14 protein-coding genes are annotated in these 15,474 nt (G+C 68.1%); 7 read left to right on the top strand and 7 right to left on the bottom strand.

Translation table 11 applies throughout. The annotated features are described in order from the left end of the window. Nucleotides 1–55: 55 nt before the first annotated feature. Nucleotides 56–460 carry a DUF2471 family protein gene (locus tag WK25_RS21455; protein ID WP_040139270.1) on the top strand — a complete coding sequence of 135 codons (405 nt, stop codon included), beginning with the start codon at nt 56–58 and terminating at the stop codon, nt 458–460. A gap of 184 nt (nt 461–644) precedes the next feature. Here WK25_RS21455 and WK25_RS21450 read toward each other — a convergent pair whose 3' ends face one another. Next, nucleotides 645–2,678, bottom strand: a complete 2,034-nt coding sequence (locus tag WK25_RS21450) for an NADPH-dependent 2,4-dienoyl-CoA reductase (protein ID WP_069242684.1) — start codon at nt 2,676–2,678, stop codon at nt 645–647. A gap of 75 nt (nt 2,679–2,753) precedes the next feature. On the opposite strand from WK25_RS21450, the gene WK25_RS21445 reads away from it, so the two are divergent. Beyond that, nucleotides 2,754–3,836 carry an AraC family transcriptional regulator gene (locus WK25_RS21445; RefSeq protein ID WP_069242683.1) on the top strand — a complete coding sequence of 361 codons (1,083 nt, stop codon included), beginning with the start codon at nt 2,754–2,756 and terminating at the stop codon, nt 3,834–3,836. 9 nt (nt 3,837–3,845) lie between these two features. Here the strand turns inward: WK25_RS21445 and WK25_RS21440 are convergent, their stop codons facing one another. The 3 genes from WK25_RS21440 to WK25_RS21430 form a co-directional block, all read right to left on the bottom strand. Continuing rightward, a complete protein-coding gene (locus WK25_RS21440) occupies nt 3,846–4,295 on the bottom strand; it encodes an aconitase X swivel domain-containing protein (RefSeq protein ID WP_040139267.1) in 450 nt (149 codons plus the stop codon). Then, on the bottom strand, nt 4,288–5,535 hold the full coding sequence (locus WK25_RS21435; RefSeq protein ID WP_069242682.1) for an aconitase X: 1,248 nt from the start codon (nt 5,533–5,535) through the stop codon (nt 4,288–4,290). Before WK25_RS21435 ends, WK25_RS21440 begins: the two co-directional genes overlap by 8 nt. Nucleotides 5,536–5,601: 66 nt before the next feature. Beyond that, nucleotides 5,602–6,030, bottom strand: coding sequence for a MarR family winged helix-turn-helix transcriptional regulator (locus tag WK25_RS21430; RefSeq protein WP_040139265.1), 429 nt, complete (start codon nt 6,028–6,030; stop codon nt 5,602–5,604). Between the two features lie 121 nt (nt 6,031–6,151). Between WK25_RS21430 and WK25_RS21425 the strand changes: the two genes are divergently transcribed. The 5 genes from WK25_RS21425 to WK25_RS21405 all read left to right on the top strand — a co-directional run bounded on the left by WK25_RS21425 (nt 6,152) and on the right by WK25_RS21405 (nt 11,829). Then, nucleotides 6,152–7,072, top strand: a complete 921-nt coding sequence (locus tag WK25_RS21425) for a LysR family transcriptional regulator (protein ID WP_040139264.1) — start codon at nt 6,152–6,154, stop codon at nt 7,070–7,072. Between the two features lie 107 nt (nt 7,073–7,179). Beyond that, the gene (locus WK25_RS21420) at nt 7,180–7,614 is read left to right on the top strand and encodes a MarR family winged helix-turn-helix transcriptional regulator (RefSeq protein ID WP_040139263.1); all 435 of its coding nucleotides are present in this window, start codon (nt 7,180–7,182) and stop codon (nt 7,612–7,614) included. 64 nt (nt 7,615–7,678) lie between these two features. After that, on the top strand, nt 7,679–8,770 hold the full coding sequence (locus WK25_RS21415; protein WP_040139262.1) for an HlyD family secretion protein: 1,092 nt from the start codon (nt 7,679–7,681) through the stop codon (nt 8,768–8,770). A gap of 13 nt (nt 8,771–8,783) precedes the next feature. Continuing rightward, nucleotides 8,784–10,358, top strand: coding sequence for a DHA2 family efflux MFS transporter permease subunit (locus tag WK25_RS21410; protein WP_069242681.1), 1,575 nt, complete (start codon nt 8,784–8,786; stop codon nt 10,356–10,358). Between the two features lie 16 nt (nt 10,359–10,374). Continuing rightward, nucleotides 10,375–11,829 (top strand): efflux transporter outer membrane subunit, encoded by a 1,455-nt coding sequence (locus tag WK25_RS21405; RefSeq protein ID WP_069242680.1) that lies wholly within the window; start codon nt 10,375–10,377, stop codon nt 11,827–11,829. A 90-nt stretch (nt 11,830–11,919) separates the two neighbouring features. Here the strand turns inward: WK25_RS21405 and WK25_RS21400 are convergent, their stop codons facing one another. From WK25_RS21400 to WK25_RS21390, 3 genes are all read right to left on the bottom strand, one after another. Continuing rightward, nucleotides 11,920–12,330 (bottom strand): TIGR02594 family protein, encoded by a 411-nt coding sequence (locus tag WK25_RS21400; RefSeq protein WP_083253108.1) that lies wholly within the window; start codon nt 12,328–12,330, stop codon nt 11,920–11,922. A 167-nt stretch (nt 12,331–12,497) separates the two neighbouring features. Continuing rightward, nucleotides 12,498–14,315 carry a glutamine--fructose-6-phosphate transaminase (isomerizing) gene (gene glmS / locus WK25_RS21395; protein ID WP_040139258.1) on the bottom strand — a complete coding sequence of 606 codons (1,818 nt, stop codon included), beginning with the start codon at nt 14,313–14,315 and terminating at the stop codon, nt 12,498–12,500. A gap of 47 nt (nt 14,316–14,362) precedes the next feature. Further along, entirely contained in the window at nt 14,363–15,451 is a 1,089-nt protein-coding gene (locus WK25_RS21390) for a hypothetical protein (RefSeq protein ID WP_040139257.1), read from the bottom strand. Between the last annotated feature and the right edge of the window lie 23 nt (nt 15,452–15,474).

Raw genomic sequence — 15,474 nt, 5'->3', positions numbered from 1 at the left:
CACCATTTGACCCGAATTCCGTCATCCATGACGGACGGACTTTTGTGAGGCGACCATGTTCCAGTCATCCGCATTCGATCCCGAGCAACCCGGCTTCAATCCTGTCCACTTCGAACGCGCCGCGCAGCGGGCGGTGGTCGACCTGCAGCGCGTCGTCGGCGGCCCCGCGCAGCGCGCGCTCGGGCTGCGACGCCGCACTCACCCGGCCGCCACCCGCACAATGAGCTGGCAGGCGCTGCTGAACGTGGAGGAACTCGCGTTCTCGAATGCCGGTTTCCTGAGCCGCAACGATCCGGCGGTCGTCAATGCGTTCATTCGCCTTCGCGACAGCCGGCTCGTCGCGGCGGACGTCGACGAGCCTGTCGACTGGCGTCGCGACGACGACGACCTGCCGGCCGTCTACCTGATCGTCAAGGCGATGCTCGAAGCTGAAGAAGAAGAGCGGGCCGAAGCGGCGTGATGCACGCCGGCAAGGAGCGGGCGCGATCTGCCGGAATCTGCCGGGATCGCGTCGGCGCGCCGCAGGGCGACGCCGCACGCAGTTGCGTCATGCTGCCGACGTCGTACGAACGGGCAATGGTCGGAGCGCGCGTCACGGGCCATCGCGCCGCGCGCGCCGCCGCGACACCCGAAGCCGCACCGCGTTACAACCGCGCGGCCAGCCGCGAACCCTGGTCGATCGCGCGCTTCGCATCGAGTTCGGCGGCCAGTTCCGCGCCGCCGATCAAGTGCACCGAGCGTCCGGCCGCCTGCAGCGGCGCGAGCAGCGCACGCTGCGGCTCCTGGCCCGTGCACAGCACGATCGTATCGGCCTCGATCAGTTCGCGATCGGTGCGCTGCTCGCCGTACGACACGTGCAGCCCGCGCGCATCGATCAACTCGTAGTTCACGCCGCCGATCATCTTCACCTGCTTCATCTTCAGCGTCGTACGGTGGATCCAGCCGGTCGTCTTGCCGAGGCCCTTGCCGAGCGGCGCGGCCTTGCGCTGCAGCAGCGTCACTTCGCGAGCGGGCGGCGCGACCTGCGCGCGCGTCACGCCGCCGCGCGTCGCGGCCGGATCCGTCACGCCCCACTCGGCTTTCCATTCCTCGAGATCGAGCGTCGGCGACGCGCCGTCCTGCACGAGGTATTCGGCGACATCAAAGCCGATACCACCCGCGCCGACCACCGCAACTCGCCGCCCGACCGGCTGCCGGCCGGCGAGCACGTCGATATAGCTGAGCACGTTCGGCCCGTCCTGACCGGGAATTTTCGGGTCGCGCGGCGCAACGCCGGTCGCGAGCACGATCTCGTCGTAAGCGCCCGCGATCAGGTCGCTCGCGTCGACGCGGCGATTCAGATACAGATTCACGCCGGTGAGCTCGAGCTGCCGGCCGAAGTAACGCAGCGCTTCGTCGAATTCCTCCTTGCCCGGAATCCGCTTTGCCATGTTGAACTGGCCGCCGATCTCGGCCGCCGCGTCGAACAGGTCGACCTGATGGCCACGTTGCGCGAGCACGGTCGAGCAGGCAAGCCCGGCCGGCCCCGCACCGACCACCGCGATGCGCTTCGGCTGCTGCGCCGGCGCGTAGATCAGCTCGGTCTCGTGGCATGCGCGCGGGTTCAGCAGGCACGAAGCGATCCTGTTCTTGAACGCATGATCGAGACACGCCTGGTTGCAGCCGATGCAGGTGTTGATTTCGTCGGCGCGCCCCTGCGCCGCCTTGACGACGAACTCCGCATCCGCGAGCAGCGGACGCGCCATCGACACCATGTCCGCGCAACCGTCCGCGAGGATTTGCTCGGCCACTTCGGGCCGGTTGATCCGGTTGGTCGTCACGAGCGGGATGCCGACCTCGCCCTTCATCTTCTTCGTCACCCACGCGAACGCGCCACGCGGCACCGACGTCGCGATCGTCGGCACGCGCGCCTCGTGCCAGCCGATTCCCGTGTTGATGATGGTCGCGCCCGCGCGCTCGACGGCCTTCGCAAGCTGCACGGTCTCGCTCCAGTCGCTGCCGTCCGGAATCAGGTCGAGCATCGACAGCCGATAGATCAGGATGAAATCGCGCCCGACCGCTTCGCGCGTGCGCTGGACGATTTCGATCGGCAGCCGGATCCGGTTCTCGTACGAACCGCCCCACTGGTCGCGGCGCTTGTTCGTATGCATCGAAATGAACTGGTTGATCAGGTAGCCCTCGGAGCCCATGATCTCGACGCCGTCGTAGCCGGCCTCGCGTGCGAGCTGCGCGCAGCGGACGAACGCGCGGATCTGCCGCTCGACACCGCGCGCGCTCAGTTCATGCGGCGCGAACGGCGAAATCGGCGACTTGATCTTCGACGGCGCGACGGCAAACGGGTGGTAGCCGTAGCGGCCGGTATGCAGGATCTGCAACGCGATCTTGCCGTCGTGCTCATGCACGGCGTCGGTGATCACGCGATGCCGGCGTGCGCCGGCCGACGTCATCAGCGTGCCGCCGAACGGCTTGGTCCAGCCGGCCACGTTCGGCGCGAAGCCGCCGGTCACGATCAGGCCGACGCCGCCGCGCGCGCGTTCGGCGAAGTAGTCGGCGAGCCGCGGCAGCGTCTTGCGGCTGTCCTCGAGGCCCGTATGCATCGAACCCATCAGCACGCGATTCTTCAGTGTGGTGAATCCGAGGTCGAGCGGCGCGAGCAGGTGCGGAAAAGAGGTTGTCATCGTCGGTCTGCGGTTTGCGATGAATGTGATCGTAGGCCGCGCGCCGCCTTGAACGTGAGGGGTCAAACAGCCATAATGCTTGTCATTTCCGGCCAAAAACACATGACCTCCCCGCCACGCAAGGACTCTCTCGGGCTACGCCGGCCGACGATTCCGGTCGCCTATACGCGCCTGCTGCTGCAGGCGCTGGCCGCGCGCGGCGTGGATCTCGCCGCGGTTCGCGCGGGCACCGGGTTGCGCGACGCGGTGCTGGCCGAACCGGACGCGCGCGTCGCACCATCGCAATGGGGCCGGCTCGTGCTCAACGCGATCGAGATCGGCGGCGATCCGGGCATCGGGCTCGCGTTCGGGTTGCTGCTGAAGCCGACCGTTCACGGCTTCCTCGGCTATGCGACGCTGACCGCGCCGGACATCCGCGCCGCGCTCGTCGTCACGCAGCGCTACTTCCGGATGCGCAATCGCCAATACCGTCTGACCTATACCGAAGACGAACACGGCGCGACGCTCGAGCTGCACGGCGTGCAGGCGAGCCCCGTGCTGCAGCATCATGTGATGTTCGAGTTCGTGCTGACCGGGCTCGCGCAGAACATCGCGCAGTGGTCGGGGCGCGCGTCGCCGGCGATCGCCCTGCGCTTCGCCTGGCCGGAACCCGGCTATTTCGCGCGCTATCGCGACACGCTTCCGCCGGTCGAATTCGGCTGCGCGGCGAATGCGCTGTGGGTCGCGCGCGACGTGCTCGACTGGCCGCTGCCGCTCGCCGACGAAGTCGCGCACCGGCAGGCCCTCGTGCAGGTCGAGCGCGAATATGCGCAGGTGCGCCAGGACGAAGGCGATCTCGTCGAACGCGTGCGCGCGGAACTCGCGAGAACGGACGGCGGCTATCCGGGCCCGGACGCGCTCGCCGACGCGCTGCTGGTGTCGACGCGCACGTTGCGGCGCCGGCTCGAGGAAGCCGGTTCGAGCTATCGGACGCTGCTGGACGAAGCGCGGTTTCGCGACGCGAAGCAGTTGCTTGCCGCATCCGATCTCGACCTGAAGACGATCGCCGAGCGGCTGCAATTTACCGACCCGGCGAATTTCACTCGAGCGTTCCGGCGCTGGGCCGGGCAGACGCCCAGCGCGTATCGGGAAACGGCCGGCGCGCGCGCGCGCGAATAAGCCGGACAGTCAGTTGCCGACGTAAATCCGCGCGCCGCCGTCGCCTTCGCGTGCATCGATCCGCACGTCGCCGCGCGCGGCGACGATCGCGTCATACACGGCATCCGTCACGCATACGACCGGCACCGCGATCGCATACAGTTCGGCGGCGACGATCGCGCCGATCGAAATGATCAGGTCGCGCTCCTTCAGCACGATCCCGACCGGCCCCGTGCCGTTGCGCACCGCTTCCGCGAGCACGCTGCTGCTCGAACTCGATCCCTTCGCGTGCGGCATCACCATGATCCGGCCGGCGAGGCTCGCGCCGGCCTGCGGGTGCCCGCGATCGACGATCTGTCCGGCGCCGGAGTCGTAGCCGCCCCAGAAGCTGAGCGGCTTGTCGAGGACGATCGTGTGCGCGCACGCGCCGCCCGGCACGAGCGTGTCGCCCGTCAGTGTCCGAATCGTTGCGTCAGTCATCGAATCGCACCTTTCCTTCGAACGCGGAACGCACGCACTCGCGCATGCTGCCGTAAGCGACCGTGACGCCGATGTTCGCGGGCGCATACGACGCCCATTTCCCCGAATTGGTCATCACGAGGCCGGACAGCTGTTTCATCACCGGCGTGATGTACGTGCACGTATCGACGACGATCTGGATACCGCGCGCGTCGAATTTCTCCGCAAGCCCGAGCTCGCCGAGCTCCCACAGCACGAAGCGGCTCGTGTTCACGTAGAAATCGCACTTGGGCTTGCCGTCGAACTGGTCGAGCAGCGCATCGAGCGTACGGAATTCGGCCAGCGAGAAGTGCGGCGTGCCGAGCGCGACCGCGACGAGCGTGTCGCCTGCCGCGCCGTGGTTCAGCGTGCGGCGGACGTTGTCCAGATCGGCGAGCGCGACGTTGACGACGCGCTCGGCCGCGCGACCGTGCAGCGCGGCGTCGAGCGTCGGCGCCTCGGGCGTGACGCCCACCGCGTGGAACAGCGCGACGGCGCCGCTCGACGCGGCGGCCGCGCCGAGCGCCTTCAGTTCGTCTTCCGTGGTATCCGGCGGCAGCCCGACGATCGCGGGCACGACCGCGCCCGCGATACGGCCGACCAACAGCCCGAGCGCTGCGAAATAAATGTCGCGCGACGGCCGGTCGCCGAAATCCGGCGCGTTGAACACGATCCGCGCCGCGCGATTCGTTTCGACGTGCAGCCCCGCATACGGCGCGCGGCCGGTGATTGCGGCGGCCAGATCGAGAAAATCGCCGTAGCGGCTGGTGCGCGCGCCGAGCACGGAGTTGGCGAACACGATCGCATTGGATTCGGCCCATGCGATCTGCTCGCCGGCACGCGGACGATTCTTCAGCTGATACGGCGCGCACGTGAAGCTCGATTCGCAACCGAGCTGCAGGTGCGCATCCATCAGCCGCTGCGCGTCGCGCTGAATCGCGCGGTCGCCGTGATAAAGCTCGGGATGGATCAGGTCGAGCGACCCGACGTTCAGCGTGGTGGGCACCGCGACCTGCGCGCCGGTGTCGACGAAATACTCGACGAAGTCAAGGCTCGTCCGGCCGTGATAAAGACAGCCGTCGATATGCGCGCACGTGATGTCGATCAGATGCGGCGCGGACATCACGTCGGCCGTGCGCGCGACGATGCGCATCGCGCGTGCGACGCCGTCGCCGAATGCGCCGCGCAACATCGCGTCGTCGCGCTCGCTCAACTGCAGCATGGGTGCTCCTCGTGTCTCGTCCGGTGGGTCCGGATCGCTTTCGCGATACTACCGCGCGCGTTGCGCCTAGCGCAGCGCCGTCACGCCCGACAGTTCATCGCGCAGCGCCTTGGCCCGGCTGCGGCCGAACTGCGTCTCGAACTCGTCCTGCGCGGCCTGCCATGCGACTTTGGCCTGCGCGTAGGTCCGCTCGCCGAGTTTCGTCAGACTCAGCGCGTGCGCGCGCGCGTCGTGCTCGGACGCCGTCGCCGCCACGAATCCGTCGCGCTGCAGCGGCTTGAGCGCGCGCAGCAGCGTCGTGCGGTCCATCACCAGCGTATCGGCGAGTTCGCTCATCACGAGGCCGGGCCGGCGCGACAGGTTCGCCATGATCGAGAACTGCGCGGGCGTGACGCCAACCGGGGCCAGATGCCGCTCGTAGAGCTGCGTGACGAAGCGCGCCGCCTGACGCAGCGCGAGGCAATTGCAGGCTTGGGCGATCTGGGTATCGTTCATGTCCGGCAATTTATATGTGCATATGCATAAAGTCAATGTACACTCGCCCGTAACGGGTCGCGGCGGGCCGTCGCGGGCATCCGGCGCACCGCAATCGCCCGATCGGATCGAGGAGACGAAGATGGACTACATCGACAAGTTGCGGATCTTCCGGTCGGTGGTCGAAATGCGCAGCTTCACGCGCGCGGCGGACATGCACGGCCTCGCGCGGCCCGTCGTGTCGCGGGCGGTTGCGGACCTGGAGGCGCGCTTCGGCAGCCGCCTGCTGCACCGGACCACGCGTCAGGTGTCGCTCACGGAAACCGCCGAGCGCATCTACGAGCGCTGCGCAGCGGTGCTCGACGAACTCGATTCGCTGGAAGCACAGGCGCAGTCGCACACGCGCGAGCCCGAAGGGCTGCTGCGTCTCGTCGCGCACACGACGGCCGCGCTGAACCGGCTCGTTCCGCTGATCGCCGGCTTCAAGGCCGCGCATCCGAAGGTGCGCCTCGACGTCACGCTGACCGAGCGCCCGGTCGATCTCGTCGGCGAAGGCTACGACATCGGCATCGTCGTGCCTTACATGCTGACGAGCGAGACGACCGTCGTGCGGCTGATCGAACGCATCCCGGTCGTGATCGTCGCGACGCCGGCGTATCTGCGCACGCATCCGCGCCCCGACACGCCGGCCGCGCTCGCCGGCCATGCGTTCGTGCCGATGTCGCCGTCGCTGCGGCGGCCCGCGCTGTCGTTCCGGGTCGACGGCGACACGCTCACCGTGCCGCTCGATTTCGACATCTCGTCAAACAGCCCCGTCTTCAACCGCGAAATGGTGATGCACGACTTCGGCATCGGCGTCGTGCCGAAGACGCTCGTCGAAGCCGAACTCGCGTCGGGCGCGCTCGTGCAGTTGCTCGAAGGCGCCGATCTCGTCGATGCATTCGTCGAGATCAAGCTCGCCTACGCGAACCGCGCGCTGCTGCCCGCGAAGGTCAAGGCGTTCCTCGACTACACGGCCGCCTACTCCGCCCGCGAAGGCGGGACCGTTCCGGCCGCCGCGTAATCCGGCGCGTCCACGCGCCGGCCGGCCGTCGATTGGTACAGCCACGACACCAATCTGATCCTGCGCCACCGCTCGCTTCGCGCCGTCGCGCCGCCTAACATGTGCACATGCACAACACTACGCTGACCGATGACGATTGCTTCGCGGTGCGCCAAGCCGCGCGACGGATTTCGCAGTTCTACGAGCGCTATCTGTCGCAGGCGGGCGTCACGCCGTCGCAGTACAGCATCCTCGCGCTGCTGCGCGAGCGCCCGGGCCTGACGATGGCGACGCTGTCGGCGGTGCTGGTGATCGAACGCACCGCGCTGCTGCGCGCGCTCAAGCCGCTGATCGGCGCGGCGCTCGTGACCGGCCGGATCGAGGCGCGCTGCCGCCGCCAGACGTTCGCGCTGACCGCGCACGGCGAAGCGAAGATCGCCGACGCGCATGTGCACTGGCTCGCCGCGCAGCAAGCGTTCGAGCAGCGGTTCGGGCCGGCCCGCGCGGCCCGCCTCAGAGACGAATTGTTCCGGATCACGCACAACCTGCCGGAACGCGATTGACGACTTCCCCGATCGGCGACGTGTCGTCGATCGCCTCAATAAGTGCATATACATAGGTGATTCGATGGAAACGACCTCAACCGCTGCCTCACGCGAGGCAGCCACAATCGAGCGGCCTGCGACGCAACGGCGCCGCGTGCCATGGATGCGGATCGCGGTGGCGGCCGTCGTCGTCGCGGTCGCGGCGGCGGCGCTCGACTGGCTGTTCGTGCTGCGCTTCCAGGAAAGCACCGACGATGCGTATGTCGGCGGCGACGTGACCGTGCTCGCGCCGAAGGTCAGCGGCTTCGTCGACCGGATTCTCGTGACCGACAACCAGCGCGTGAAGGCCGGCGACGTGCTCGTGCAGCTCGATGCGCGCGACTACGATGCGAAACTGGCGCAGGCCAGCGCGGAAGTCGACAGCGCGCGCGCCGCGGTGACCGAACTCGAAGCGAAGCAGCAGTTGCAGTATGCGGTGATCGGCCAGCATGCGGCGGACAAGAACGCGTCGGCGGCCGAACTCGCGCGTGCGTCGTCCGACCGCGTGCGCTACCGGGAGCTCGTCAAGTCCGACGCCGTATCGAACCAGATCGTCGAACGTGCGGACGCCGACTATTCGAAAGCGGATGCGGCGGTCGCGCGCAGCGACGCCGCGCTGCTCGCGGCGAAGCGCCAGCTCGACGTGCTCGGCGCGCAGCTTGCCGATGCGCGGGCGCGCGTAAACACGGCGCTCGCCGCGCAACGCGCCGCGGCGTTGAACGTCGAGTACACGACGATCCGCTCGCCGGTCGACGGCTATGTCGGCAACCGCACCGGCCGCGTCGGGATGCTCGCGAACGTCGGCGTGCCGCTGCTGACGGTCGTGCCGGCTGCGGGCCTGTGGATCGATGCGAACTTCAAGGAAGACCAGCTGCGCAAGATGCGCGCGGGCGATCGCGTCGACGTCGCGCTCGACGCATCGGGCACGCGCCTGCACGGCCGCGTCGACAGCCTCGCGCCCGCGACCGGCGCCACCTTCAGCGTGCTGCCGCCCGAGAACGCGACCGGCAACTTCACGAAGATCGTGCAGCGCGTGCCGGTGCGCGTGCATCTCGATCCGCAGCCGGGGATCGAGCACGTGCTGCGCCCCGGTCTGTCCGCGGTCGTGACCGTGCATACCGACCACGCGAACTGAGCGGGAGCCGACGATGACCACCGCGTTTTCCGGCGACCCCGCGTCGCAACCGACGAAGCAGCGCGTGTTCGCGTTCGCGCTGATGTGCGTCGGCTTCTTCATGGCGACGCTGGACATCCAGATCGTCGCGTCATCGTTGCGCGACATCGGCGGCGGGCTGTCTGCGAGCCAGGACGAGCTGTCGTGGGTGCAGACGGCTTACCTGATCGCCGAGATCATCGTGATTCCGATGTCGGGCTGGTTGTCGAAGGTGATGTCGACGCGCTGGCTGTTCGTCGCGTCGGCCGTCGGCTTCACGATCACGAGCATGCTGTGCGGGCTCGCGTGGGACATCAACTCGATGATCCTGTTCCGCGGGCTGCAGGGCGCGCTCGGCGCGGCGATGATCCCGACCGTGTTCACGACTGCGTTCGTGCTGTTCCCGGGCAAGCAGCGGCTGATCGCGTCGACGACGATCGGCGCGCTCGCGTCGCTCGCACCGGCGATCGGGCCGGTGATCGGCGGCTGGATCACCGATCAATGGTCATGGCACTGGCTGTTCTACCTGAACCTGCTGCCGGGCATCGTCGTGGCCGTGCTCGTGCCGCGCTACGTGCACATCGACGAGCCGGACCCGAGCCTCGTCAAGCGCGGCGACTATCTCGGCATCGCGCTGATGTCCGGCTTTCTCGGCTGCCTCGAATACGTGCTGGAGGAAGGCCCGCGCAAGAACTGGTTCAGCGACGACGTGATCGTCTTTTGCGCGTGGATATCCGCGATCTGCGGCGTCCTGTTCGTCGTGCACGCATTGACCGCCGACGATCCGATCGTCGACCTGCGCGCGCTGGTCGTGCGCAACTTCGGGATCGGCAGCCTGCTTTCGTTCGTGACGGGCATCGGGATTTTCGTGACGGTGTTCCTCACACCGCTCTTTCTTGCGCAGGTGCGCGCATTCAGCTCGCTGCAGATCGGCATCGCGCTGCTGTCGGTGGGCGCGTTTCAGCTGATCGCGCTGTGCGCGTATGCGTTCGCCGCGCGCCACTTCAGCATGCGCGCGCTGCTCGTGTTCGGGCTGATCTGCTTCGGACTCGGCTGTTATCTTTACACGCCGATCACGCACGACTGGGGCTGGCGCGAACTGCTGCTGCCGCAGGCGCTGCGCGGCATCGGCCAGCAGTTCAGCGTGCCGCCGATCGTGACGATGGCGCTCGGCTCGCTGCCGCAGTCGCGGCTGAAATCGGCGAGCGGCCTGTTCAACCTGATGCGCAACCTCGGCGGCGCGATCGGCATCGCAGTGAGCGCGACGATGCTCAACGACCGCGTGAACTTCCACTATCTGCGCCTGAACGAGCACGTGAGCGCCGGGGAGCCGCAGGTCGCGTCGCTGCTCGATCGCCAGGCCGCGTACTGGGGCGCCGTCGCCGGCAATACGCTCGACACCGCGCAGGCCGGCCTCGCGAACCTGCACCGCCTGATCTATCGCGAAGCGCTGACACTGACCTTCGCCGATGCGTACTACGCGCTGTCGCTGTGCTTCGTCGTCGCGCTCGTCGCCGTCGCGTTTTCACGCCCGATCAACCTCAACGCGCCGCCGCCGGACGCACACTGAAGCGAAGGTCATCATCATGAAAAAGCTACTCGTCGCGCTGGCCGTCAGCGCATTCGCCGCCGGGTGCGCGGTGCAGCCCGCACAGCATCCGGCACTGCCCGATTCCGTCCAATCGCTCGCGCCCGCCGCGTGGGACACCGACGTGCCGCGCGCGGACATCGACGCCGCCGCGTGGTGGGCGCGGTTCGACGATCCGGTGCTCGACCGGCTGATCGCGACCGTGCTCGACGGCAATCTCGATCTGCAGGCTGCCGCCGAACGCGTGAAGCAGGCACAGGCGCTGACCGTACAGAAGCGCGCGGTGCTGCTGCCCGAACTCGACGCGACCGCGCATGCGGCCGACGCGCGCCAGAACACGCCGCCGCCGCTCGGCTATGTGCGACAGGCCGGTGCGGGGCTGGCACTGAGCTGGTCGCCGGACGTGTTCGGTGGCGAACGGCTCGACCTGCTGGCCGCGCAGGCGGGGCTGGTCGGGGAAAAGCATGCGGAAGACGCGATGCGGCTCGCACTTGCGGCCGATGCGGCGTCCGCGTATGTGGACCTGCGCTGGGCGCAGCAGGAACTCAAGATCCTGCAGGACAACGCGGCGATCCGCCGGCATGCGCTCGAGCTGACGCGCAAGCGGCAGGCGTTCGGGCTGTCGACGGAGCTCGACGTCACGCGCGCACAGAACCAGCTCGACGCGCTCGAAGCGCGGATTCCGCCGACGCAGGCGCAGATCGCGCATCAGCTGAACCTGATCGCCGTGTATTCGGGCCGCACGCCCGAATCGGTCGACCGGCTCGTGCTCGCGCAGGGTGGTGCGATTCCGGCACCGCCGGCCGGCTCGCCGCGTACGTTGCCGTCACAGGCGCTGCTGCGCCGGCCGGACGTGCTCGCCGCGTATGCGCAAGTCGAGCGGCGGGCGGCGCAGGTCGGCGTCGCGAAGGCAGAGCGGTATCCGAAGTTCTCGCTGAATCTGACGGACGGGATTCTGGCCGCGTCGTACCTCGGTTTGCCGACGCTGACCGACAACCTGTTCAGCGCGGCGCTGAGCGCGACGAGTCCGATCTTCAATGCGGGGCGCATCACGGCCGACATCGCACAGAGCGAGAGCCGGATGCGCGAGTCGGAACTCGGCTTGCGGCAGACGATGCTGCAGGCACTGCGGGAAGTCGAGGATGCGCGTGCGAACCTCGTCAGCAGCGACGAGGCCACGCGGCGGCTCGGCGATGCGCTCGCGGCGTCGGACAAGGCGCTCGGGCTCGCGAACCAGTTGTACAAGGGCGGCGCGACGGATTTCCTTGACGTACTGTCCGCGCAGGAGGTGTACCTGCGCGATTCGGACGCGCTCAATCAGGTCAGGCGCGAGCATGCGCTGGCGGCGGTCGCGCTGTATCGGTCGCTTGGCGGCGGGTGGAGCCGCAACGACACGGCGGGCGGGAGCGAGACGGAGGCCGTGGCGGTCGCGGGCGCCGGCGGAGCACACTGACGGCCGCCGCCCCCGGGCTGCGGCCCCGGCGAACGCGCGGGGATCGGGCCGGTGCGAGCTACCGCGCACCGGCTGCGTCATGCGCCGCGTTCAGCCCGCATCGGGCCACCGGTAGCCGATCACTTCGTGCAGCGGATACGCGAGCTCGCGCACTTCTTCGAGCTGATTGCCGCCGAACAGGTGCACGTGCCGGTCGTCGTGACGCAGGTAGAAGCCGACGTGGCCCTTCCAGCTCGCCGGATCGTCGCGCGTCAGGATCGCGATGCAGCCGTACACCGGCTGTTCCAGCGGGCGGCCCCAAGCGAGCCACGAGCGCGCGAGCGCGGAACCGGTGCCGCGAATGCCCGCGTGCGTCATGCACCAGTTGACGAACGACGAGCACCACGAAATCTTGTCGTCGTACCCGGCGAGGTTCGTTTGGTTGTTGTATTCGACGATGCGCGGATTGATGCTGCCGGGCGGGAAACGGCGGATGCCCAGTTCGGCCAGCGCGACGGCCATCCACGGCGGGTGGCCGGCTTGCGGGTTGTGGTCGGCGTTCGATCGGGTCATGGCGGCGGCGGGACCGGGCGTCGGAGCGAGGCGTCAATCTTCGCACGAATGATCCGGCATGACACCGCCAGTTTGGCCGGCTGCACGCGCCGCGCGATCGCCGGCCCCCTCTCCCGTCACTCCACCGTCACCGATTTCGCGAGATTTCTTGGCTTGTCGATATCCGCGCCGCGCAGGCACGCGGCGTGATACGCGAGCAGTTGCAGCGGCACGACGTGCAGGATCGGCGACAGCAACCCGTAGTAATCCGGCATCCGCAGCACCGACACGCCTTCGCCATTATCGATTCGCGTATCGGCATCGGCGAAGACGTAAAGCTGCCCGCCGCGCGCCCGCACTTCCTGCATGTTCGACTTCAGCTTTTCGAGCAGCGCGTCGTTCGGCGCGATCGTCGCGACCGGCATCGCGTGCGTGACGAGCGCGAGCGGCCCGTGCTTCAGCTCGCCGGCCGGATACGCTTCCGCGTGGATATACGAAATCTCCTTCAGCTTCAGCGCCCCTTCGAGCGCAATCGGGTAATGCAGACCGCGCCCGAGAAACAGCGCGTTCTCGTGCCGCGAGAATTCCGCCGCCCAGCGCCCGATCTGCGGCTCCAGTGCGAGCACGTCCTCGAGCGCGGCCGGCAGCCGCCGCAACTGCGTCGTGTAGCGCGCGAGCTGCGCGTCGTCGACGTAGCCGCGCAAACGCCCGAGCGTGACCGCCAGTATGAACAACGCGACGAGCTGCGTCGTGAACGCCTTGGTCGACGCGACACCGATTTCCGGGCCGGCGCGCGTGAGAAACCGCAGCCCGGTCTGCCGCATCATCGCGCTGGTCGGCACGTTGCAGATCGCGAGCGTGTCCATGTGGCCGAGCGCCTGTGCGTACTTGAGCGCGGCGAGCGTATCGGCGGTCTCGCCGGATTGCGACACGCTGACCACCAGCGTATTCGGCAGCGCGAGCGCGTCGCTATAGCGGTATTCGCTCGCGATCTCGACCTGCGCGGGCAGCCGCGCGATCGTCTCGAGCCAGCGGCGCGCGGTCAGCCCAGAATAGTGGCTCGTGCCACACGCGAGGATCAGCACGTTGTCGATCTGCCCGAACGCGCGCGCGGCATCCGGGCCGAATGCGGCCGGGTCGAACAGCCCCGCATCGGGAATCGTCGCGGCGACGGCCTGCGGCTGCTCGAAGATTTCCTTCTGCATGAAATGCCGGTACGGTCCGAGCTCGACGACACCTTGCGTCGATGCGACGGTCTGGATCGGGCGCTCGACCGGCGTGCCGTCGCGCGCGAGCACCCGCACGCCGCCCGGCGTCAATTCGACGACGTCCCCTTCCTCGAGAAAGATGAACCGATCGGTAATGCCGGCCAGCGCGAGCGCATCGGACGCGAGAAAGCATTCGTCGTCCTTCAGGCCGACGACCAGCGGCGAGCCGGCGCGCGCGCCGATCAGCCGCTGCGGCTCGCTCTTGCTGAACACCGCGATCGCGTACGCACCGTGCAACTGCGCCGTGGCGTCGCGCACGGCGGCGAGCAGGTCGCCGCGATACTTGCTGTGGATCAGATGCGCGACGACCTCGGTGTCGGTCTGCCCGTCGAACTCGTAGTTCTCTTCCGATAGTTGCCTGCGCAACGTCTCGTGGTTCTCGATGATGCCGTTGTGCACGAGCGCGATCTCGTCGCGCGAGAAGATCGGATGCGCGTTGCAGGTCGCGGGCGCACCATGCGTTGCCCACCGCGTGTGCGCGATGCCGGTGCTCCCCGCGAGGCCGGCGCTGCGTACGTGCGCGTCGAGATCGGCGACGCGCGACACGCTGCGTTCGCGGCGCGCCTGCCCGTCGACGACGGTCGCGACCCCGCATGAGTCGTAGCCGCGATATTCGAGGCGGCGCAAACCTTCGATCAGAACCGGAACGATGTTCCGTTGCGCGACCGCGCCGACGATGCCACACATGACACGTCTCCTTCCCTTTGTCCGTTCATGGACCGTGCGCCGTCGTGTCAGCGCGATCCGGTCACCGTTGCCTCCGCCGTCGTGAACCCGCAGGTGGCGGGTGCGAGCGGATCGGCCATCCGGCTTTCGAATGCCAGGTACAACGCCTCCTCCAGTACGTTCCAGTGCGCGCCGTGACGATAAGGTCCCGAGCGCGCGTACCAGCACGCAACGGTGCTCCAGTCGTTCATCTTGAATGCGACCAGCGCGATCAATCCCCACGGAAAATCGGAGCCGGCGAGCTGCATCCATGTCTTGCCGTACTTGTGCATCCACTGCGCATAGATCGTCTCGTTCGACTGGTCGGGCACACGGATGCCCGACAGGATCGGAAAGATCTGCGCGACCTTCGCCGGATAGAAGCTCGCGTCGCTGATCTTCTGCGTGCTCGCGCGAAAACCGGATTGCGTGCCGCGCCAGAACACTTTCACGATCGCCGCCGCCAGCCGGTCGGCCCGCTGGCTCCAGGGCGCCGCACGTGCGTAGTCGGCGCGGCGCACGTAATACGCGGCGAGCGCCTGAAACGCGCTGTGCACTTCGACGTTGTCCATCAGCAGCGCGACGTGCAGCGTCGACGAAATCTGGTAAACGCCGGTCGCGCTGTCGAGCAGCGTGTCGAGGTGCGCGCCCGCGCGGCTCATGCTCGCTTCCCATGCGGCGGGCATCCCGTCGGGCGGCGCAAAGCGCGCGAGCAGTTCGATCCAGGTCGCCATCATCGCGTCGTCCGCGTCGGCTTCCGCACACGGGCTGACGAGCCCGCTCTTCACGCAATAGCGGTCGAAGCCGCCGTCCGGACGCTGGCGTGGCAATACCCACGCGATCCAGGCGAGCGCGGACTGCCGGGCGTCCATCCGCGTATCGGCCGCAGCCAGCAGCGCCTTCGCCGCGAAGTACGGGTCGATGCCCGCGCCGTTCAGCCGCACGGTGATCGCGCCATCCGGACGTTGGTACAGCCCGTTGAGCTGCAGTTCTGCGGCGTCCGCGTGCGGCATCGAGCAGCACGCGGCGACGCAGCAGGCGATGCGCGCGAAACGCAGCAACCTGGCGATGGCCGCCACGCATGCGCGGGCGGCGGGGAAAAGCGCGGGCCGATTCATGATCTGGGGCTCCTGCGCGGTTA

The organism is Burkholderia latens (genome assembly GCF_001718795.1).
Classification (GTDB): domain Bacteria; phylum Pseudomonadota; class Gammaproteobacteria; order Burkholderiales; family Burkholderiaceae; genus Burkholderia; species Burkholderia latens_A.
This window is presented reverse-complemented; position numbering and strand designations above follow the sequence as displayed.